19 protein-coding genes are annotated in these 20173 nt (G+C 64.5%); 7 read left to right on the forward strand and 12 right to left on the reverse strand.

The annotated features are described in order from the left end of the window. Positions 1–97: 97 nt before the first annotated feature. Complete coding sequence (locus MCUHO_RS11925; RefSeq protein ID WP_067078637.1) at positions 98–2383, forward strand: PAS domain-containing protein; 2286 nt, start codon at positions 98–100, stop codon at positions 2381–2383. Positions 2384–2421: 38 nt separating this feature from the next. On the opposite strand, the gene MCUHO_RS11930 is transcribed toward MCUHO_RS11925, so the two are convergent. Then, positions 2422–3636, reverse strand: a complete 1215-nt coding sequence (locus MCUHO_RS11930) for a PQQ-dependent sugar dehydrogenase (RefSeq protein WP_067078638.1) — start codon at positions 3634–3636, stop codon at positions 2422–2424. A 253-nt stretch (positions 3637–3889) separates the two neighbouring features. On the opposite strand from MCUHO_RS11930, the gene MCUHO_RS11935 reads away from it, so the two are divergent. Next, a complete protein-coding gene (locus MCUHO_RS11935; RefSeq protein WP_067078641.1) occupies positions 3890–6031 on the forward strand; it encodes a SpoIIE family protein phosphatase in 2142 nt (713 codons plus the stop codon). Positions 6032–6176: 145 nt separating this feature from the next. Here MCUHO_RS11935 and MCUHO_RS11940 read toward each other — a convergent pair whose 3' ends face one another. Together MCUHO_RS11940 and MCUHO_RS11945 are read right to left on the reverse strand one after the other, a co-directional pair. Then, entirely contained in the window at positions 6177–7016 is an 840-nt protein-coding gene (locus tag MCUHO_RS11940; protein WP_161485900.1) for a cache domain-containing protein, read from the reverse strand. 73 nt (positions 7017–7089) lie between these two features. Beyond that, complete coding sequence (locus MCUHO_RS11945) at positions 7090–7806, reverse strand: small multi-drug export protein (protein WP_067078646.1); 717 nt, start codon at positions 7804–7806, stop codon at positions 7090–7092. 111 nt (positions 7807–7917) lie between these two features. Between MCUHO_RS11945 and MCUHO_RS11950 the strand changes: the two genes are divergently transcribed. Then, the gene (locus MCUHO_RS11950) at positions 7918–8184 is read left to right on the forward strand and encodes a hypothetical protein (protein ID WP_067078649.1); all 267 of its coding nucleotides are present in this window, start codon (positions 7918–7920) and stop codon (positions 8182–8184) included. Here MCUHO_RS11950 and MCUHO_RS11955 read toward each other — a convergent pair. Beyond that, complete coding sequence (locus MCUHO_RS11955) at positions 8159–9424, reverse strand: hypothetical protein (RefSeq protein WP_067078652.1); 1266 nt, start codon at positions 9422–9424, stop codon at positions 8159–8161. The genes MCUHO_RS11950 and MCUHO_RS11955 overlap by 26 nt on opposite strands. 102 nt (positions 9425–9526) lie before the next feature. On the opposite strand from MCUHO_RS11955, the gene MCUHO_RS11960 reads away from it, so the two are divergent. Then, on the forward strand, positions 9527–10075 hold the full coding sequence (locus MCUHO_RS11960) for a diacylglycerol/polyprenol kinase family protein (RefSeq protein ID WP_067078654.1): 549 nt from the start codon (positions 9527–9529) through the stop codon (positions 10073–10075). Positions 10076–10150: 75 nt separating this feature from the next. Next, positions 10151–10819, forward strand: a complete 669-nt coding sequence (locus MCUHO_RS11965; protein ID WP_067078655.1) for a hypothetical protein — start codon at positions 10151–10153, stop codon at positions 10817–10819. Between the two features lie 9 nt (positions 10820–10828). On the opposite strand, the gene MCUHO_RS11970 is transcribed toward MCUHO_RS11965, so the two are convergent. The 6 genes from MCUHO_RS11970 to MCUHO_RS11995 all read right to left on the reverse strand — a co-directional run bounded on the left by MCUHO_RS11970 (position 10829) and on the right by MCUHO_RS11995 (position 16522). Continuing rightward, positions 10829–11812, reverse strand: coding sequence for a cation diffusion facilitator family transporter (locus tag MCUHO_RS11970; RefSeq protein WP_067078658.1), 984 nt, complete (start codon positions 11810–11812; stop codon positions 10829–10831). 109 nt (positions 11813–11921) lie between these two features. Next, positions 11922–13421, reverse strand: coding sequence for a pyruvate kinase (pyk, locus tag MCUHO_RS11975; RefSeq protein WP_084386011.1), 1500 nt, complete (start codon positions 13419–13421; stop codon positions 11922–11924). Between the two features lie 91 nt (positions 13422–13512). Beyond that, positions 13513–14721, reverse strand: a complete 1209-nt coding sequence (locus MCUHO_RS11980) for an energy-coupling factor ABC transporter ATP-binding protein (protein WP_067078660.1) — start codon at positions 14719–14721, stop codon at positions 13513–13515. Then, the gene (cbiQ, locus tag MCUHO_RS11985) at positions 14718–15494 is read right to left on the reverse strand and encodes a cobalt ECF transporter T component CbiQ (protein ID WP_067078662.1); all 777 of its coding nucleotides are present in this window, start codon (positions 15492–15494) and stop codon (positions 14718–14720) included. Before cbiQ ends, MCUHO_RS11980 begins: the two co-directional genes overlap by 4 nt. Before the next feature lie 39 nt (positions 15495–15533). Then, entirely contained in the window at positions 15534–15833 is a 300-nt protein-coding gene (locus MCUHO_RS11990; RefSeq protein WP_067078664.1) for an energy-coupling factor ABC transporter substrate-binding protein, read from the reverse strand. Then, positions 15830–16522 (reverse strand): energy-coupling factor ABC transporter permease, encoded by a 693-nt coding sequence (locus MCUHO_RS11995; protein WP_067078666.1) that lies wholly within the window; start codon positions 16520–16522, stop codon positions 15830–15832. The genes MCUHO_RS11990 and MCUHO_RS11995 overlap by 4 nt, the downstream gene beginning before the upstream one ends. Before the next feature lie 128 nt (positions 16523–16650). Here MCUHO_RS11995 and MCUHO_RS12000 point away from each other — a divergent pair, with 128 nt between their 5' ends. After that, a complete protein-coding gene (locus MCUHO_RS12000; protein WP_067078668.1) occupies positions 16651–17982 on the forward strand; it encodes a cobyrinate a,c-diamide synthase in 1332 nt (443 codons plus the stop codon). 41 nt (positions 17983–18023) lie between these two features. Here MCUHO_RS12000 and MCUHO_RS12005 read toward each other — a convergent pair whose 3' ends face one another. Both MCUHO_RS12005 and MCUHO_RS12010 read right to left on the reverse strand, forming a co-directional pair. Next, positions 18024–18623, reverse strand: a complete 600-nt coding sequence (locus MCUHO_RS12005; RefSeq protein ID WP_235808266.1) for a cupredoxin domain-containing protein — start codon at positions 18621–18623, stop codon at positions 18024–18026. Positions 18624–18862: 239 nt separating this feature from the next. After that, complete coding sequence (locus tag MCUHO_RS12010) at positions 18863–19216, reverse strand: VOC family protein (protein ID WP_067078671.1); 354 nt, start codon at positions 19214–19216, stop codon at positions 18863–18865. A 96-nt stretch (positions 19217–19312) separates the two neighbouring features. Between MCUHO_RS12010 and MCUHO_RS12015 the strand changes: the two genes are divergently transcribed. Beyond that, entirely contained in the window at positions 19313–20161 is an 849-nt protein-coding gene (locus MCUHO_RS12015) for an aldo/keto reductase (RefSeq protein ID WP_067078673.1), read from the forward strand. Positions 20162–20173 lie beyond the last annotated feature (12 nt).

The following is a 20173-nucleotide window of genomic DNA, read 5'->3' on the forward strand; positions in this document are numbered from 1 at the left end:
CAGTACAACAGCCCCGGGAGTTTGGATCGTGGCATATTCGGAGGACTCAGAGAGTGCGTTACGCACCGCGGCGCAGGATCGGGAGGGTCATGAACGCGTGGCACACCTTCTGGCCGAGAACGAGGCGCTCCGGCGGGAGAATGCCGCGCTGCAGTCCGTAAAGGACGCCCTGCAGGAGAGCGAGGAGCGTTACCGGCGCCTCTTCGAGGACGACCTCACCGGGGATGTTGTCGTCGCCGCGGATGGTCGGATACTCTCCTGCAACCCGGCGTTCGCAAGGATATTCGGGTTCGCCTCGAGGGAAGAGGCTCTGGATACCGATGTCCGGGATCTCTTCGAGGATCCCGGGGAACTGAACCGGATCGTCGCAAGTCTCCGGAAGGAAGGAAAGATAGAGAACGTGGGCCGGACACGGAGACGCCGGGACGGAACCCGCATCCATATCGTGGAGAATGTGGTCGGGCGTTTCGGTTCCGGCGGCGAACTGTTCGAGATCCAGGGCTACATCTACGACGACTCGGAGCGCAAGCGGGCGGAAGAAACCCTCCGGGAGAACATGGAGTGGTACCGCCAGGCGCTCGACAACCCGCTCATCGGCTACGCACACTGCGAGATCGTCGTCGATGCCGCCGCAAGACCCGTTGATTACATATATCTGGAGGTCAACCGGGCGTTTGAACTCTTTACCGGACTCAGAAGGGAAGATGTCGTGAACCGGCGGGTGACTGAAGTTCTCCCTCCTGATGAGGCTGCCGGAATCATTGCGATCTATGGAGACGTGGCGCTGACAGGAGAATCCGCAGCGTTTCAGTATCCTTTGCCGAGCCTTTCGAAATGGTTCGAGGTCACCGCGTTTTCACATCAACGGGGACGCGTCACGACCTTCTTCACCGAGATCACCGAGCGCAAACGGGCGGAGGAGGCTCTCCGGGAGAGCGAGGAGCGTTACCGGCGGCTTTTCGAGGACGATCTCACCGGAGACTTCCTCACCACCGCGGATGGCCTGATACTCGCCTGCAACCCGGCATTCGTCAGAATATTCGGGTTTGCTTCCATAGAAGAAGCACTGAATACCAATATCCGGGACCTCTATGAAGATCCCCGTGACCGGGACGCGCTCCTCACGCGCCTGCAGAGAGATGGGAAGGCCGAGAACGAGGGGAGGATCCGGAAGCGCCGGGACGGGACGCGCATCCACGTCGTAGAGAACGTGGTCGGACGCTTCAGCGCGGACGGCAAACTCCTGGAGACCCAGGGCTACATCTACGATGATTCGAGGCGCAAACAGGTGGAGGAAGCCCTGCGCGAGAGCGAGGAACGGTTCCGTGCGGTTCTCGAGAACTCGCTCGACGCTGCCTACCGGCGCAACCTCCAGGCCGACCGCTACGATTACATGAGCCCGGTCATCGAGGAGATCCTCGGCTTCACCCCCGAGGAGATGGCTGTGATGAGCCTTGAGGATGTCATGGAGCGCATCCACCCCGACGACCGGCCGGCGGTCGTGGCGGAACTGAACGCCGCGGCCGCTTCGGGGAGAGGCCTCCTCCTCTACCGGTTTCTGGCGAAGAACGGGGAGTACCGCTGGCTTGAGGATCACCTCATGGTGATCCGCGATCCCGGCGGCCGGCCGCTCTACCGGGGCGGCATGGTTCGCGACGTCACCGGGCGGAAGGAAGCCGAGGCGGAGCTCGCCCGGGTGCACCGGGATCTCCGGTCTGCTCACCGGGAGGCAAACCTCTACCTCGATATCCTGACCCACGACATCGGGAACACCGAGAACGTCTCGAACCTCTATGCCGAACTGCTGCTCGAGATGCTCGACGGCGAGGTGGCAGGATACGCGGCGAACCTGAAGCGGAGCATAGCAAAGAGCATCGAGATCCTCGGCATCGTCTCCAAGATCCGGCGGATTCATGCCGGACCTCCCGCGCTCCGGTCGACCGAGATCGATGCGGTCATCCGGACCGAGATCGACCACTTTCCGTCCGTACCCACCAGTTATGAGGGCGCATCGTGCGAGGTCGTTGCCGACGATCTCCTCTGCGAGGTCTTCACGAACCTGATCGGCAACGCCGTCAAGCACGGGGGTCCCGGGGTCACCGTAACCATACGGGTCGAGCCTGAGGAGGGCGGGTTCGTCCGGGTGACGGTCGCGGATACCGGCCGGGGCGTCCCGGACGACCGGAAGGAGGAGATCTTCCACCGCTACGAGAAGCAGCAGCGGGGCGTGGGCGAGGGGCTCGGGCTGTATCTCGTGCAGATCCTGATCGACCGCTACGGCGGCCGGATCTGGGTGGAAGACCGGGTGCCCGGCCGTCCCGGGGAGGGGGCGGCGTTCGTATTCCTGCTCCGGAAAGCGGCCGACGTGCCGGTACGTCCGTGAGACGGGAGAGGGTTGTGAATCCCCTCTCGCCGGTAGGTTTAGCTGGCCGTCGCGTTCTCCGCTCCTGCGTAGGATACCCGGTAGATCACGCCGTTGGTATCATCACCCACGAGCAGCGAACCGTCCTCTGCAATCGCAAGTCCGCAGAGCCGGGCGGAGAAAGCCGTTTCGTTGTTGTGCAGGAACCCGGTCATGAAGTCCTCGAACCCCTCGGGCTCGCCCGCGTCATTGAACTGAACCCGCACCACCTTGTAGCCGACCGGCGGGTAGCGGTTCCACGACCCGCGGAGGGTTAAGAAGGCGTCGTTCCGGTACTCTTCCGGGAACTGCGTCTCGTTGTAGAAGACAAACTGCATCGGCGAGCTGTGCGCCTGGTACTCGAGCACCGACGGGACGCTCATGGCGCAGAACTCTTCGCGGGTCATGTTCGGGGGCTCCTGTGCGATGACCGTGTCGATCTGCTGCTTCCCGTAACACCACGGCCACCCGTAGTTTCCTCCTTCCTCGATCCGGTTCAGCTCCTCAGGGGGCAGATCCGGGCCCCGCCAGTCGGATCCCTGGTCGAATGCCCAGAACTCGCCGGTCTCGGGGTGCCAGTCGAAGCCGATGGTGTTTCGGAGCCCTTCGGCATAGATGCGGCGCTCGCTGCCGTTGATCTGGAGCATGGTTGCATGTTCGGGGTTCGGCTCCGGGCAGGCGTTGCAGCTGCTCCCCACCGAGAGATAGAGCCGGCCGTCGGGGCCGAAGCGGAGCGTGCGGTTCGGGTGCTGCCCTCCGTCGGGCAGTCCGCCGACGAGGAGTTCGGCGTCGCCGACACTGCCGTTCGGGCCGACTGCGGCGACGTAGACCTCTGTCGGCGTCGCGAGGTAGAGGCTGTCGTTATGATAGGCGATCCCGTGCAGGTAACCGATCCCGGAGACGACGACCTCCTCTTCATCGGCCGCGCCGTCGCCGTCCGTGTCGCGGAGGGCAGTTGTCTGATTCTCCTCCGGCTGCGTGACATAGACCGTGCCGTCATCCCCGACGGTTATGATCCTCGGGTTCACGAGATCACGTGCAAAAACGTTCACTTCAAAGCCCTCGGGGAGGTTAAGGTCGTCCAGCAGGTCTTCGCTGAACTCCAGGCGTTCCGGCACGAAACTGGAGCCGTTGACCTGCACCACGTCCTCGGCCTGGGCGAGCACCCCTGCCGGGAGAAGGCAGAGGAGAACCAGAGCAGCCGCGAGCACAAAATGTTCCGGTGCGTACTTCATCTCTCAAACACCTCAAGATGCCGCAGGCTGGCGCCTGCACCGTCGGCCCGATAGTCCCGGCGGCTCGGAGTTCCGGGTCGGCGGGTCAGAGTTGTCCCACCTGACCGGCGGCGCCGGTGGGATCACGGAGCGAGTTATAGGTTTGGGTGAGTGCGAGATCCGTTCCCTGCTGCCGTCCGGGGCCCGCCTGTCCGGCAGGGATGGACGATTCAATCCAGCATGCCTTATCTCCTTTACCGGAGCAATCTTAGTGATGAGCGAGAGTGAGCCGGAGCGCCGCCGGATCCGGATCCCGGTCAGAACCAAGTTCCTCCTCGCATTCCTGGGCCTCTCGACGGTCGCCCTTCTTCTCGCCGGTTCTCTTGCATTCACGCAGATGAACGATGTCGGCAGCTATGCCCTTGACCGGAGCACCGATCTCGGAATCCGCGCGATGAACGACAGCACAGCTGCGCTTGAGCGCAACGCCGAGGAGTCGCTTCTCCGGCTCGCGCAGGATCAGGCCTATATCAGCAACATCGTCTTTGAGCAGGTGAGCGGGGACCTTGAGGTGATGGAGCGCTACGCGACGACCCTCCAGGGGAACCCATCCATGGTTCGGCCGCGGCACTTCTACCTGCAGGACGAGGAGCCGGCAGACCGGCGTTCGACCTCGGTTCTCTTCCTCTCGCCCGGCATCGATGCCGGCCTTCTCAGCGAAGAGCGGAACGCCGCAGGGATGATGGACGATATCTTCATTCCCATCTCCGCAACGAACCGGCACCTGGCGAACGTCTACGTCGGGACTGGGTCCGGGATGGCGATGATCTATCCCTGGACGGCCGGGCTTGACGCCACGTGCGATCCCCGGCTCAGGAGCTGGTTCGTGCAGGCGAACGGGGCCGGAGGAGCGGTCTGGTCCGAGCCGTACGTCGACCTCATCGGCCACGGCCTGATGGTGACATGTTCGCGGCCGGTTTACACCTCCGGGAGAGACTGGGTCTGGGTGGTCGGTGCGGACGTCACGATCGAGACGATCAACCAGCAGATCATCGGCACCCAGGTGGGCGACCGGGGCTATGCCATGCTGATCGACTCGCATGGAAACGTCATCAGCCGACCCGGCCTCACCTCGGGCGATCTGCGGTGGGACGAGTCGTTCGTCACCGAGAACCTGCTCGCGAGCGAGAACCCGGATCTCGTCGCGGTCGCCGGGAAGATGACCGCGGGGGAGAGCGGGGTCGCCAGGGTCGGGTTTGACGACGGCGAGCGATTCATCGCGTATGCCCCTGTCCGGAGCGTGAACTGGAGCGTCGGCGTCGTGATGCCGGTCGATGAGGTGCTCGCGCCGATAGAGGAGACCCGGACGAGCATCTTCCAGGCGTCGGAGGATACCGTCCAGCACATCAGCGGTCAGCAGGAGACGATGAAGGCCGTCTTTACCGGAACCTTCCTCGGCCTGCTCGCCGTCGTCGCCCTCCTGACCCTCGTCGTCACCCGCCACATCACCCGGCCGATCGAGGAGTTGCAGAGAGGCTCGGAGGCCATAGGGCGGGGCGACCTCGATCACCGGGTGGAGGTGGCGACCGGGGACGAGTTCGAAGATCTCGCCTGCTCGTTCAATAAGATGGCGGCCGATCTGAAGGGGCATGTCGAGGATCTCCGCCGAACTACCGCGGAGAAGGAGCGGGTTGCAAAAGAGCTCGAGATCGCGAAGGAGATCCAGCAGAGCATCCTCCCGGAGTCGGCTCCGGTGCTCCCCGGCTTCGACCTCGCGGGTTTCAACCTGCCTGCCCGCGAGGTGGGCGGGGACTTCTTCGATTACATCCCGGTCGGGGAAGGCTGCTGGGGCGTTGAGATTGCCGACGTCTCGGGGAAAGGCGTTCCTGCCGCACTCTTCATGGCGCTCTCCCGCACCCTCGTCCGGGCGAGCGCCTCGGAGAACCCGGATCCCGCCGGGTCGATCCTTGAGGCGAACCGATACATCTGCATGGACTCAAAGACCTGCATGTTCGTCACGCTCTTCTACGGGATCCTCGATACCCGGAAGGGAACCTTCACCTACGTAAACGCAGGCCACAACCCTCCCCTCCTCTTCAGGAAAGGCTCGACCGTTGCGGAACTACTCCAGGGGAAGGGGATCGCGCTCGGGATCTTTGACGATATCGAGCTCGAACTCGTGGAGCTCCGGTTGAATTCCGGCGATACGGTGGTCTTCTACACCGACGGAGTGACCGAGGCCACGAATGAGCGCGACGAGGAGTACGGCACGGAGCGGCTTACAACGCTCATCCCGAAACTGGTCGGCCTCGGGGCACGGGAGATGATCGCGGCGATCGTGGAGGATGTCACCACCCACGCAGGAAGTCAGCCTCAGTTCGACGACATCACGCTCGTGGTCCTGAAGGTCGGGTAACGGAGTGCCCGGCGAGCGGTGCCGGGATTCCGGCGCCCTCGTTCCGCTCCGCCACAGTTCATCCCGAATGCTGCCGCGGCAGAGTCCGCAGGAGGACAGGCAGACCCATCAGAAAAATGAGGGCACGGATGCCCTTATCTCGCTTCTACTCAACCGCCCGGATCACCGCCACTCTCCACTCTACCCCGTGGAGTCCGGCGGTCGTCCAGGTGATCTCCTTCTGCACCGCCTCACCGCCGTCAGTGAACCCATAGGTCGCGGTGCCGTAACGCTCACCGGCGACCCGGCGGGCCACGTCGAGCAGATCCGGGTAGTCGACATAGAGCGGGTCTTCAAACGTCATCTTCCCGATCTGGGCCGGGTCGGTGTCGTAGATCACCCGTCCGTCCGTCTGGACGACCATCACCTGGTACGGGGTGCCGTTCGCCGCCGGGCCGGCGATGCCTCCGATCAGAACCTCCGGCCGGAAGACGATGGAGGAGAACCCGACAAACAGCCCTTCGTTCGTGAAGACGGGTGCTACGATGACCGCCGCCGGGATCTCCTCCGCGACCGTGATCGTCTCGCTCATGATCGGCCGCTTCGTCGCGAGGATGTGCCGGACATGGGCCTGGCCACCGATCTCCATGCCCTCGACGTCGCGGTACGCCGCCGGTTCGACGGCGAGGATCGTGCCGTTCGCGTTGCTGACCGTGCAGTCGATGATCGACGGGTCGGTTGCGGAGAGGTTCGCGAGGGTTCCGCGAGCGGCGGCGCCGGAGAGATCGGTCTTCCCGAGTTCGAACGCGGCATGGCTCAAGTGGCCGTCCAGGGCCTCGAGCGCCGCTGTGATATCGGACTGCAGGTGGATGAGGAGCGTCGCAGCATCTCCATCGGTCACGGAGGCAGGCGGCGGTGCCTGCTGGTTCAATGCGGCAAAACCGGCGCCGACAGCGATCAGAACCGCCAGCATGGCAACGATCCACGGGTATAATTGAGAATTCATAGAAACCACTCAGTACAGGAGAAAGGGGGGCGCGGGAAATTTAAGGCCTGCGGAATTGCCCTTAGGTATGCCGTCACCGGGGAGTCCGTTCCCGGAGCCGCCCTTGGTGTATTCGCCATCCCACAAAGGCGGCCAGAACGGCGACGACGATCGCGACCAGGATGCCGATCCCGAGCGCGGGGTCATGCCGGTAGATATCCAGGAGCGCGTCGGACCCGAGGGCGATGACGAGGCTGGAGGCAAGCGACCCGGTGCAGACGCAGGCGAAGACCCTGGCCTTCTCCAGCCCCAGCAGCCGGCCGAGGATCGCCCCGTTCATCGCCCCTGTTCCCTGGAGCGGGAAGAAGACGAAGAGGGCAAGCCCTATCGTCGAGAACCGCCGGAGCCAGGGCCGGGCATCGGTGTAGTTCCGGCCCGCGGTCATCCCGCTCTCGAGCAGGCGGCCGACGAGCGGGATCTTCAGCGCCAGATCGAAGTTCCAGACGACGAAGAGGGAGACGGCCACGTCGAGGAGGAAGATTGCGAGGGTGATGAGCCACCAGGGGTAGCCCATCACGATCGCTATGGGAATGATCGACTCCTTTCCGGCCGGGGGGACAAAGTAGGCGGCGAGCAGCCCCGAGATGACGAGGAACTGCTGGTAGGGCTCGATCAGGTAAAGTCCCGCGAAAAGGGCCAGCGCGATGACGAACGGGAGAACGAATTTTATGGGGCCGGCAAGGCAGGGGCTTGCGAAGAGGTTCCAGTAGCCCTCGGGTCTGGGTATATTGTTCGTATCGTCTGTGCTCATGGGCCGATCTCCGGCGAGGAGATACTCAATTCAGATTGGGGTTTTTTAGTTAATACGTTATCTGCAGAGGTTCCAGCAGGTTCAAGTTCATGAAGCGCAAGGATAGGGTGCATGACCCCTGTTCCCGTTACCCGGCCACCCCGTTCTCTCCCCGTTGTCGATGCCGGCACCCGGGAGAGCGCTTTATGCACGATCGCGAACGTCGCGACCGCGCTCGAGACATTGCGCGAGGTGAGGAAGCACGTTCGCGGCGACCACAAGCGGCGCCTCGACGACGTCGCGGTGATCCTCCGTGTCGTTGCGCTCGATGCCCAGGCTACCTACGCGATCACCGACGAAGAGGCCCGGTCGTTCATTCGGGACTGTCGGCCGAGGTGAGGTCGCCGGGCAGCACCGGTTCGGTGAGGGTGTGAACGAAGCGTTCCCACCGGTCGTCGCCGTCCCCGACGTAGTCCCGGACGATCCGGTAACCCTGAGCGAGAGCCACCGGGTACGCCCGGAACTCCTCGATGAACCGGAGGCGTATCCGTGCCGCCTCCGCCTCGAGGAACAGGACGTCCTGGAGGAGCCGGCTCGCCTCCTCCCGCGACAGCGTGCCGCCGAGGTATCCGCGGGCCACCCGGGCGTTTCCCATGAGGTTCAGGGCCGCGGACGCGGTAACGACGGCATCGAAGCGATCGACATTCTCCGTCTCGAGCCCGGCCAGGGGAAAGAGAACCTCCTCGAAGAACCGCGCGCGCTCGTGACCGGAGAAGATCATCTCCTCTCCGAGCATGGCTGCTCCTTCGGCGACCGTCGCGAGTGGCGACGCGAGGGTGACGACCGAGTGCTCGATCCAGCCCCGGGCACGGACGAGCGCCGCCTCCCGGATCGCCCGCATCGTGTGGTGACCGGGGTAACCCTCGTGGCAGGCGTAGGTAAGTGCCCGATCGACGGTGATCGGCAGATCGGCGTTCACCCGGACGAGGCTCGTTCCGTCTCCCAGGTAGCGGATGAAAGCCTCCCACGGCTCCCCGGTGGCGTAGCCGATCTCAAGCCGCTCCCCTGCCGGGAGCGGCAGGTGTTCGGCAGTTCTGCGGCGGCTTTCGGCAAATGCCGCCGCAAAGACTGGTCCCAGCCGGTCGAACGGGATGACGAATGAGTCCATGAACGCCCGGTAACGGACGGAGAGGTCGCCGTCTCCAGGAAGATGGAGATCGAGCGCTGCATGGAGTTCGCCGTACCAGTCGGGATCATCCCTCATCACCGCGATCCCATAGAGCGCCTCGGCCTCGGCATCGAAGACGAGGCTCTCCCCCGTGAGGATTCCGGCACGTGCTTCAAGCGTCCGGATCATCTCCCGGAGGTGGGTGTGGCGGATGCGTCCGGCCTCCTCCAGGCGGTCGGGTTCGATCCTGTCCAGGGTGGCAAGGAGGTCGGCGGCGTATCCGGCGATGCGATCCGGCGGGACCGTAACCGTGAGCGCCTCCTCCTTCACCGCCGCCGGGCCGAAATAGGCGTCCACGAAGACCGGATCGTGCACCCCGAGCCAGAGTGCGCATTTGACATAAAATCGTGCGACGGCGTCCATATCTCGGGCTTCGGCAGCGTTATTTCCGGTATAGGCTGAAGGCTCCATCCATCACCTCCTGCTGAAATATGCGCTCCCCGGCTACTTAACCGCCATGATCCGCATCCGCCGACAGAGGGTTTAACCGGTTTTGAGCCAACCTCTGGAGTGATGCACGAGTCGCTCCGGCAGATCGTCCACCTCACCTTCGGTCTCGGGATCGCAGGTTTCGTCCTCCTCTTCGACCGCGACCTCGTCCTCTCCGTCCTCGTGCTCGCTCTCTTCGCGGGGTTCATCCTCTCCGACGCCATCTCCCGGGGCTACACCATCCCGGTCGTCTCGCCGATCATCGCGGGACTCGAGCGGCGCGACGCCGCCCCCGGAAAAGGAGCGCTCTTCTTTGCGCTCGGGGCTCTCTTCTGCGTTGCTTTCTTTGCAAAAGAGATCGCATTCGTCGGGCTCGTCGCGCTCTCGTTCCTCGACAGCGTCACCACCCTTGTCGGTGTCCGGTTCGGCAGAACCCGGATCTATAACCACAAATCGCTCGAAGGCACACTCGCCGGGTTCGCGGCGACGGCGGTCGTGCTCTCCCTCCTCGTCCCGCCCGGGGTAGCCCTCGCGACAGCGGTTGTCGCGGCCGTCGCCGAACTGGCGAGCCCTGTGGATGATAACCTCGTCGTCCCGGTCGTGGCCTCCCTCGCCCTCACGATACTGCTCTGAGAGCGTTGAACCGCCAGGTTCAATCATTGTATATACGTCTGTTCCCGATCTCTCTTCCACCAGAGGTGAGGATCGATGAAACGCATCATTGCAGCAGTCATGATTGTCTTCCTCTTCCTCCCCGGGTTTGCAGCGGCCGCTTCCGGCGGCTATGGCGGTCCGGGGGGAGCACAGGCGGGGTATGGCGCGGTAAACGCGACGCCCGCCGGAGAAGAAGACGGTGCCGGGCTCATTCCGGCACCGGGAAGAGGGCAGCAGGTGGGGACGGAAGAAGGAGACGAGATCCCCGGGGAGCGAGTGCAACAGCGGACCGTAGAGCACACGCCCCTCCAGCCGGGAGATGGGGCTCCCGATCGGAACCGTGTCCGGCTCGCTGTCCATGCCCTGCTCGGCGCCGAGAACCGGACCGGCGGCATAGGAGAGAACGTCTCCGCCATCGCCCGGGAGTTTAATAACTCCGTCGAGAAGACTATCCGGGCCGAGGAGCAGATCCGGGCCCGGCACGCCTTCACGCGGTTCCTCTTCGGCGGCGATGCAGAAGCCGCCCGGTTGATCGAGGAGGAAGCGCAGCGGAACCGGGAGCGGGTCACAGAACTCCGGGGCCTGATTGGAAACTGCACCTGCGACGACGCAACCCGGACGATGCTCCGAGAGCAGGTCCGGACGATCGAGCAGGAACAGGACCGGCTCGAGACCCTTGCAAGCGAGGAGATGCAGGTTCGCGGCCTCTTCTCCTGGCGGTAAGTCCCCTTTTTACTCCCTTTCTTTATCTTTCCCGCAGAGCGCGGGCCGGTCGCACCCCGGGCAGGTGGTGAAGATCCCGCAGTCGGAGCAGTCCTCGCCGGTGCAGGGCTGAACCCGGATCGTGACGCTCGTCCGGGGGAACTCCCGCCGGACATCGTCTTCCACCTGTTTCACGATGCCGTACGCCGCTTCGAGGGTTGCGGTCCGCGGGACGACCAGGTGAAAGTCCACGAACCGGTTTGGTCCCGATCGGCGGGTCCGGAGCCGGTGGAAACCGATGGCGTCCGAGCAGTGCCCACTGACGATCTCCCGGATCCGGTTCTCCTCGTCGACGGGAAGGCTCCTGTCCACGAGATCCTCGAACGCGCGCCGGATGAGATCGTAGGCCGCCCGGAGGATGATGGCGGCGACTGCGAGCGCGATGAGCGAGTCGAGCACCACAAGACCGGTCAGCCGGATCAGGACGAGCCCTACGACGACCCCGACGGAGGTGTAGACGTCCGTCCGGAGGTGCCAGGCGTCGCTCTCGAGTGCGATCGACTCGGTCTTCTTCGCCACCGTCATCAACCGGGAGGAGACATACACGTTCACCCCGGCCGAGAGCAGCATGACGGCGATACCGAGCCCGAGCCCCTCGATGTTCAGCGTCTCCTCGCCGCCGAGGAGGTTTCTCGCCGCCTCGTTGATGATCAGGATAGCCGCCGCGAGGATCAGGACCGCTTCAAGAAGCCCCGATATGCTCTCGTACTTCCCGTGCCCGAAGGTGTGGCACTCGTCGGGCGGCCGGGCCGACTGGCGAACAGAAACGTAGGCGATTGCCGCGGCGATGAGGTCGATGGCGGAGTGGATCGCCTCGGATATGATCCCGACCGATCCGATGGATATGCCGACGGCAAGTTTCGTCGCGACAAGAAGCGTGTTCGACGCGACCGAGAGGCGTGCGGTCTTCTCTTTGAGCGCACTCTCCTGTTCTCCCGGAATGACCGTCTCCATACCTGATGAGTGGTTAACTCTCCTCCGGGATAGGGTTTGTGTGCCGGAGGCCGCTCTCCCGGAGGGAGGGGCTCGCAGGATCCCCGAAAGGTGCAGCCGGCTCGCCGTCTCAATCGACGGTGAGGATGATGAGCGAGTCGGTTCCTTCGCGTCCGGGAGATACCCCCTCGGTCAGCACCACACGCTCGCCGGGCGTGATCAGCCCCGAGTCCCGGATCGAGTCGAGGATCGCCCCGTGCCAGTACTCCTTCTCGCTCCGGATCAGGAACGGGCTGACCCCGTAGGAGAACGCCAGGAACTTGAAGGTGCTCGGGTTTCGGGTGAACGCGAGGATCCAGGCCCCGGGCTTGAACCGGGAGATGTTTCGCGCGGTGCTTCCGGAGCGGGTAGGGGTCAGCACGTACCGGATGCCGAGCGCGTCCAGCGCCTCGATGACGTTTAGGGAGACGACGTCGTTGACGGTGATCTCCTCGCGTCCTTTCCCACGCCGGAAATATTCGAGCGGGGTGCATCCGGCCCCGACGATCGAGCGCTTCTCCTCGGTCGAACGGGCGATCTTCGCCATCATCGCCACTGTCTCGGCCGGGTACTTCCCGATGGACGTCTCCTCGGAGAGCATGACGGCGTCGGTGCCGTCGAGGATGGCGTTCGCGACATCGGTCACCTCCGCACGGGTGGGCCGGATGTTGTCGGTCATCGACATCAGCATCTGGGTGGCGGTGATCGCCGGTCGGCCGAGGATGTTGGCCTTCTGGATGATCCGCTTCTGCACCGCGGGGACCTCCTCGATGGGTGTCTGGACACCGAGATCGCCCCTGGCGATCATCACCCCGTCGGCCTCCCGGAGGATCTCGTCGAGGTTTGCGAGCGCCTCCTGCCGCTCGATCTTTGCAATCACCCGGATGGTCTTCCCGGACCGGGCGGCGTATTCCCGGGCCCTCAGGATGTCCTCCGCCCGCTGGATGAAGGATATGCTGAAGGTGTCGAGCCCCTCGGCAAGCCCGAACTCGATGCACTCGAGGTCTCTCTCCGTCAGGGCGCTGACCGCGAGGATCCCCTCGCCACCCACGAGGCTCATCCCCTTGCGCGAGAGGAGGGGGCCGCCGATGATCACCGTCGCCCGGACGTCTCTTTCGCCGACATCGTCGACCCGTATCTGGAGGAATCCGTCGTTGAGAAAGATGGTGCTCCCCGGTGAGACCAGCTGCGGGAACTGCTTGAAGTCGACGGGGATCAGGGAGGGGTCGCTCGACGCCGGGGCGGGGATAAGGGTGATGGTTTCGCCTTTCTGGAGCATCATGGGCTCTTCTGCGAGGACGCCGACCCGGATCTTCGGTCCCGGCAGATCGAGCAGGATCGTGACCGGGAGGTCCGTATCCTCCGCGGCGGTCCGGATGTTTCGGATGTTCTCCCGGTGCTCGTCGAACGATCCGTGGGAGAGGTTGAGCCGGGCGACGTTCATGCCGGCGAGGAGCATCCGGCCGAGCACCTCCCGGGAGCGCGATGCGGGCCCGATGGTACAGACAATCTTTGTTTTATGGTCGGGCAGGCTCATCCGCTTCCGTTTCGCCTGCTCGGATATCCGGTGCAGCACCTCTTCGAGCATCATACGTACCCTTCGGGCACCGGCACCGGATTAACCTTCTCCCGGGGGGGCAGGGGGATGCCGGAAAAACAGACGTGGAGCGTCGGCACGCCCGTCAGGAGGGGATGCGCTCGTTGTTCGGAGGAGGGATCTCCTCCGTCTCCCAAACCGGGATCACCGCAAGCGCCCGTCCGCTCTCGGCGCTGTAATCCCCGATACGGCGATGGACGTGCTCGACCATGCCCCCGGTGGTGATGATGAGCGAGTTCTCCCCGATGAGCGCTTTTAGAATACATTTGTCGATGACGCCGTAGGTGTAGTCGAGGAGGATCCGTTCCCGGTTGGCGAACTCCTTCGCGCGGGTGCCCATCGCCCCGACGTGGTCGACCGTCCCGCGCTCCACGAGCGCCCGCACCTCGTCGCCCCCGGTTCTGTCGGCGTTGCAGAGGTAGATCCTCCCGCCCCCGTCCCCTGCCGGGGCGTGGCCGTGTATCGCCTGCTCGATCCGGTCGGTGAACTCGAGCACGCTCTTTGGAGGAACGTCCCGGTCGATGATGCCCCGGAGGCCGAGCTCGTTGTAGAGGTCGAGGAGAGCGGGAGGTTTCAGCCTGGCTGACGCGAGGAGGCCGTGGTCGGAGAAGACCTCCTCCGGCGGCCCCCGGGCGAGGACGCCCCCCCGCTCCATGAGGACGATCGAGTCGGCCCAGCGGTAGGCGAGTTCGACGTCGTGGGTGGAGACGAGCACCGTCCGGCCGCCCGAGGCGAGTTCGTCGAGGAGTTCCATCACCTCCTCCGAACTTGCAGGGTCGAGCGCGGAGGTCGGCTCGTCGAAGACAAGAACCGCAGGTTCCATTGCGAGGATGCCTGCGATGGCGACCCGTTTCTTCTCGCCGCCGGAGAGGTGGTGGGGCGGCCGCTTCTCGTAGCCCCGGAGCCCGACGTAGCCGAGCGCGTCTCGCACCGCTCGCCGGACGGCGTCGGGAGGGAGGCCGAGATTCACCGGCCCGAAGGCCACGTCCGCTTCAACGGTCGGGGCGATTATCTGGACATCGGGGTTCTGGAAGACGAACCCGACCCGCCGCCGGAGTTCGCGGAGGCTCCGGTTGTCGTAGGCGAGCGGCCTGCCGTCGAAGCGGATCACGCCTGAGGCCGGCCGGAGCATGCCGTTGAGCATCAGAAGAAGCGTCGACTTCCCGGCGCCGTTCGGCCCGACGAGAGCGGTCTTTGAGCCGGCCTCGATCCGGATGCTCACCCCGGCGAGGGCGGCGGGGCCGTTCGGATAGGTGTAGGCGATGTTCTCGGCTTCAAGCAGCGGTTCCGTCATACGAGCACCACCCCCCCGGTGAAGAGCGAGACACCGAGGACTGCCGAGAGGTAGAGGAGGCCGCCTGCGAGCGCGAGAACCGAGATCGGCCGGGTGTCGCCGGGAATCCCGAGCCTGCCGTCGTAGCAGCGTGCGTCCATCGCAAGAACCAGCGCTTCGCCGCTCTCCCAGGTTCTTATGAAGAGCGCCCCGGCGAGCATCCCGAAAGACCGCACCGACTCCCGGAACTTTCCGTAGCCGAGCCGCATCACCTGCGAGCGGTAGACCTGGCCCGCCTCCTCGATCAGGATGAAGATGAACCGGTAGGTGAGCATGGAAAGGTCGATGAGGACGGCGGGAACCCGGAGTCTCCGGAGGAGATCGAAGATCTCGGTCATGGGCGTCGTGAGCGCGATGAAGTAGAGCGAGCACATGCCCCCGAAGACCCGCGCGAGGAGGAGAAGGGCGAGGTTCGCACCGTCTGCCGTGATTGCGAGAGGGAGACCGGGAACCTGCAGGAGCACCGCCCCTCCGCCGGTGATGAAGAGGATCACGACGATGCTCATCGCTGCAAACGAGACCGGAACCAGGAGGAGTTTCGCGTAGAACCGTGCCGGTATCTTCGCGAGGGCGAGGACGGCGGCGCTCATCGAGGCCGCGACGAGCAGGGGGGCGACGGGGCCCGGCGACGAGACGCATAAAAGGATGCTTGCAAGCCCGATGAAGAGTTTGAGCTCCACACTCGTCTCCCGGAGGTTATTGGTCTGGGCATAGTCTTCAAGCACCTCGTACATTGCGTCTCCCCCTATCTCTTTGCGGGACTGCCGGAATAATCAGGCGGCCTTCCTGTTGCCCTGCCAGTAGCCGAAGACGTAACCGATGATCACGGCGCCGATGGCAGCCTGCAGGGCGAAGAGGAGCGACTCGATCTCGCCGCTCGGGGGCTCCCAGAACGGCTCGATCCACGGCTCGTAGCCGGAGGCTTCGATGAGCCCGGCGGCCTCGCCGTCGGCCCCGCCCCAGGCTTCCTCCCCGTCGCCGAGGGTTGCCTGTATCGCGGCGTCCTGAAAGAGAAAGACGGCGGCGAAGATGACGATGAGCGCGGCGACCGCAAGCTCCATGCCGTGCTTCATGCCGCGGCCTCCCGGAGTTTCTGGACGGTGCTCTCGGAGAGGAGGTTCAAGCGCGTGAGGATCTCGGGCTTGAGCTGGACGATGTACTTGAAGACGAGCATGATGACCGCGCCCTCGATGATGGCAAGCGGCACCTGGGTGACGGCGAAGACCGCGGCGAATGCCGAGAACGCCCCGAAGAACCCGGCGGTTCCCGGGAAGGCGAGCGCGAGCTGAACCGAGGTGACGACGTAGGTGACGAGATCCGCGAGGGCTGCGGCGATAAAGACCGTCGCGTAGGTGTTTGCGCCCGCCCGGGTACCGGCCTTATAGACGAGGTAGGCGACGGCCGGCCCCGCGATCCCCATCGAGAAGACGTTCGCGCCGAGGGTGGTGATCCCGCCGTGTGCGAGGAAGACCGCCTGGAAGACCAGGACGATCAGCCCGAGGACGGCGGCGATGCAGGGGCCGAAGAGGATACCCCCGAGCCCTGTCCCCGTGGGATGGGAGCAGCTCCCGTTGAACGAGGGGATCTTGAGCGAGGAGAGGACGAAGACGAAGGCGCCTGCGACCGCGAGGAGCGGCAGGGTTTCCCGCCTCTCCCGTACAAGTCTGTTCAGCTGGTACAGTCCGATGGCCACGAAGGGCAGGGAGATGAGAATCCAGATCTCCCACCAGGGGCTTGGTAAGAATCCTTCCATGATGTGCATGATATCACCGCTGCCGCCGTAGAGGCGAGCAGAACAAATACAGTTTATCTAAGGCAAACTAATTTGATGTAACCTGGTTATCTCCGGTCATATTTATCTTCTGCGGTATTCAACACTAGAGGAACGTTATGCGCCATATTCCAGTGATTGTCGTCGCGGGAACCCACAGCGGCTGCGGCAAGACCACGCTTGCAAGCGGCCTGATGGCGGCGCTCGCCGCCCGGGGACTTGCCGTCCAGCCCTTCAAGGTGGGCCCGGACTTCATCGATCCCACCCACCATTCGGCTATCTGCGGCCGGACGTCCCGCAACCTCGACCCGTTCATGATGGGGGAGGCAGGGGTGCGGGAGACGTTCGTCCGTGCCTCTGCCGGGGCCGAGATCGCCGTCGTCGAGGGTGCGATGGGGCTCTTCGACGGGCTCGAAGGAACCGATACCGCGAGCACGGCGCACGTCGCAAAGATCCTCGATGCTCCGGTTCTTCTCGTGGTTGACGCAGGGGGCGCGTCACGGAGCGTCCACGCCATGGTTCAGGGCTACGCAGGGTTCGATCCGGCCGTCCGGGTCGCCGGAACCATCTTCAACCGGATCGGGAGCCCCCGCCACCTTGCCATGATCCGGGAGACGAAGAGCCTCCCCATCTACGGGGGAATCCCGCGACGAAAGGATCTCGTGGTCGAAAGCCGGCATCTCGGGCTCGAGATGGCGGCCGAGACGGGGATGATGGCGCGGTTCGGCGCAGTTGTCGAGGAGACGTGCGATCTACCCGGGATCATCGACCTCGCCCGGTCGGCCCCGCCCCTCCCGGCGCCGGCGGGGACCCCCGCCCGGCCGGAGGGCGGGGTGCGGATCGGTGTCGCGAACGACGCGGCATTCTGTTTTTACTACGCGGACAACCTCGATACGCTCGTGCGGGCCGGGGCGGATCTGGTCTTCTTCTCGCCGATGACCGACCGGCTCCCGGACGTGGACGCCCTCTATCTCGGGGGCGGCTACCCGGAGCTCCACGCGGAAGCGCTCTCCTCATCCCGGTGCCGGGAAGACGTCCGCCGGGCGGCCGATGACGGGATGCCCATCTACGCCGAGTGCGGCGGGCTCGTCTATCTCACCGACCGGCTCACGACCGATGAGGTCGATTACCCGATGGCCGGCGTCCTCCCGGCGGCGGCGGAGATGACTGGCCGTATCCAGGCCCTCGGGTACGTCGAGGCCCGGGTTTCCGGGTCTGCACCGCTCCTTGCCCCGGGCTCGGCCTTCCGCGGCCACGAGTACCACTATTCCCGGCTCGACTGTTCCCGTGATGCCCGGTTCGCCCTGGAACTCCTCCGGGGGCGGGGTATCGACGGCGGCCGCGACGGGCTTACCGTGCAGAACACGATCGGGCAGTATACCCACGCTTATTTCCCGGACGGTTTCGCCGAGAGATTGGTCGAGGCGGCCGGAGCGTACCGGCGGACGTAAGGGGATGCTGCTCCCCTACGGCCGCCGGCGCAAAAAAAGTTTCAGGGGGTGACGATGATCGTCCCGGTGATCCCGGTCGTCTGCGACTGGTAGGTGTAGTTGTCTGCGGCGTTGAAGGTGTAACTATAGGAGTCGCCCGGCGCAAGCAATCCGGAGTCGAAGAACCCCGTTGCCCCGGTCGCCGATACGGTCTGGTTTGAGGACGCGTCGTTGGTCCATCCCACCGTGGTGCCGACAGGTACGGTGAGCATGTCGGGCACGTACCCGCTTTCGGTGATGGAGACGGTCTCGTCAGCGACGAGGGCCGCCGGCGTTCCCGGCGGGGTTTCGGTCACTCCCGCGGCAACGGTCGTTGTGGTTGCTGCCGGTGTCTCCGTCCCCATCGGGGTCTCCGTTGTCATCGTGGTTGTGGTTGCCGCCGGCGTTTCTGTCTCCATCGGTGTCTCGGTCTCCATCGGAGTCTCCGTCTCCATTGGGGTCTCTGTCATTGCCGGCGTCTCCTCTTCTGTCTCCATCGGGGTCTCGGTGAGTCCCGGTGTCGTACCGGGTGTCACCGTCTCGTTGCCCGCTGGCTGCACACATCCTGCAATCATGATGCTCGCAATGACCATGAGAGCAAGGATACCAAACATCCTCTTCATGTGGTGGACGATGCGTCTTGGCGTAGATAAACTTTACCCCTTGCCTGAAAACCGAAATGCAAGGCGTAAAACGGACGTAGCAGCGCCACGCCCGGTGATACCGGCATCGGAGTTTTCGGAAAAAGGCTCCGGTCAAAAGGGCCCCTGAAGGCTTCTATACAATCTAACAGGGGTTTTTCGGAACGTATTGGGAGCCGCAACGCATCATCCGGATCGTGCCGGGGCCGGCGGCCGTCCGGTCAACCCGCGGTGCTGTCGTCCTCCCATAGGCCGAGCTGGTTTTGCTCGGTATCCTCGAAGATGGTGAAGTACCCCCGGCCGGGTACCGGTCTCTTCGCAACAACGACCACTCCTCCGGCCCTTTCGATCCGGGCCGCATACTCCTCGATGGAAGGGACGCCGATGAAGACCGTCACCGCCTCGCCCGGCCGGGCCCGCGGGAAGATTTCGCCGTCTACTCCTCCGGTCGTCACCAGAAAGGCGCTTTCCATCCCCGGAAACGGTTCTACCGTCCAGGCAAAGACCGCCTCGTAGAAGGCCCGCGCCCGCTCGGTCTCGGCGGCCGGTATATTGAACCAGGTGATCGTCGGCATATGCCTACCTCGGGCCCCCGACGACGGCCGGCCGCATAACCCTTTCCCCGGTTCCGTGCTCAAAATTTTTATACGCGAGCCTGGATAGTGTGGCCCATGGCGGGGCTCACGAAGCAGAGGTTCGGAAAGACGGGACGCGAGGTCACCCGGGTGGGCCTCGGAGGAGAGGGCATTCTCAGGACATACGGGCAGCATGCCGGGGCAAACGCTGTCATCATGGAAGCGCTTGATCAGGGGATCACCTACTTCGACTCGGCAAAGGTCTACGCCGGGAGCGAGGAGTACTACGGCGAGGTCTGGCGGAACCGCCCCGACCTCCGGGAACCGGTCTTCCAGGCAAGCAAGTCGGCGTGTCGGGGACACGCGGACGCCGAGACGGACCTTCAAGAGACTCTCCAGAGGATGGGCATCGAGACCCTCGACCTCTGGCAGATCCACGATATCCGGTCTTTCCCCGATATACGGGAGGTTGAAGGGCCGTCCGGTGCGCTCGAGGCGTTTATCGAGGCGCGGGAGTCCGGCGTCGTCCGGCATATCGGGGTGACGGGGCATCACGACCCGGACGTCCTCGCACACGCGGTCGAGAACTGGCCGGTCGACGCCGTGATGATGCCCGTAAACCCCGTTGAGGGGGCGCTCGGGGGGTTTCTCGATGGGGTGCTCACGACCGCGAGGGCGCAGGGGGTCGCGGTCATCGGGATGAAGGTGCTCGGCGGGTCGAACTACCTCGTCCCCGATGCCGGGGTGACGCCTGAGGTTCTTGTCCGATACGCCCTCGCACAGGAGATCTCCGTCGCGATCGTCGGCTGCTCGACGCCCGCGGAGGTGCAGGCGCTTGCCGCTGCCGGCCGGAGCGGCCCTCTGCCCGACGACGAGGCGGCGGCGCTCGTCGAGGCGTTCCGGCCCCATGCCCGCGAGCTTGCCTACTATCGCGGAATCCGGTGAGGCGGCCCCGGC

The organism is Methanoculleus horonobensis (genome assembly GCF_001602375.1).
Lineage (GTDB): Archaea > Halobacteriota > Methanomicrobia > Methanomicrobiales > Methanoculleaceae > Methanoculleus > Methanoculleus horonobensis.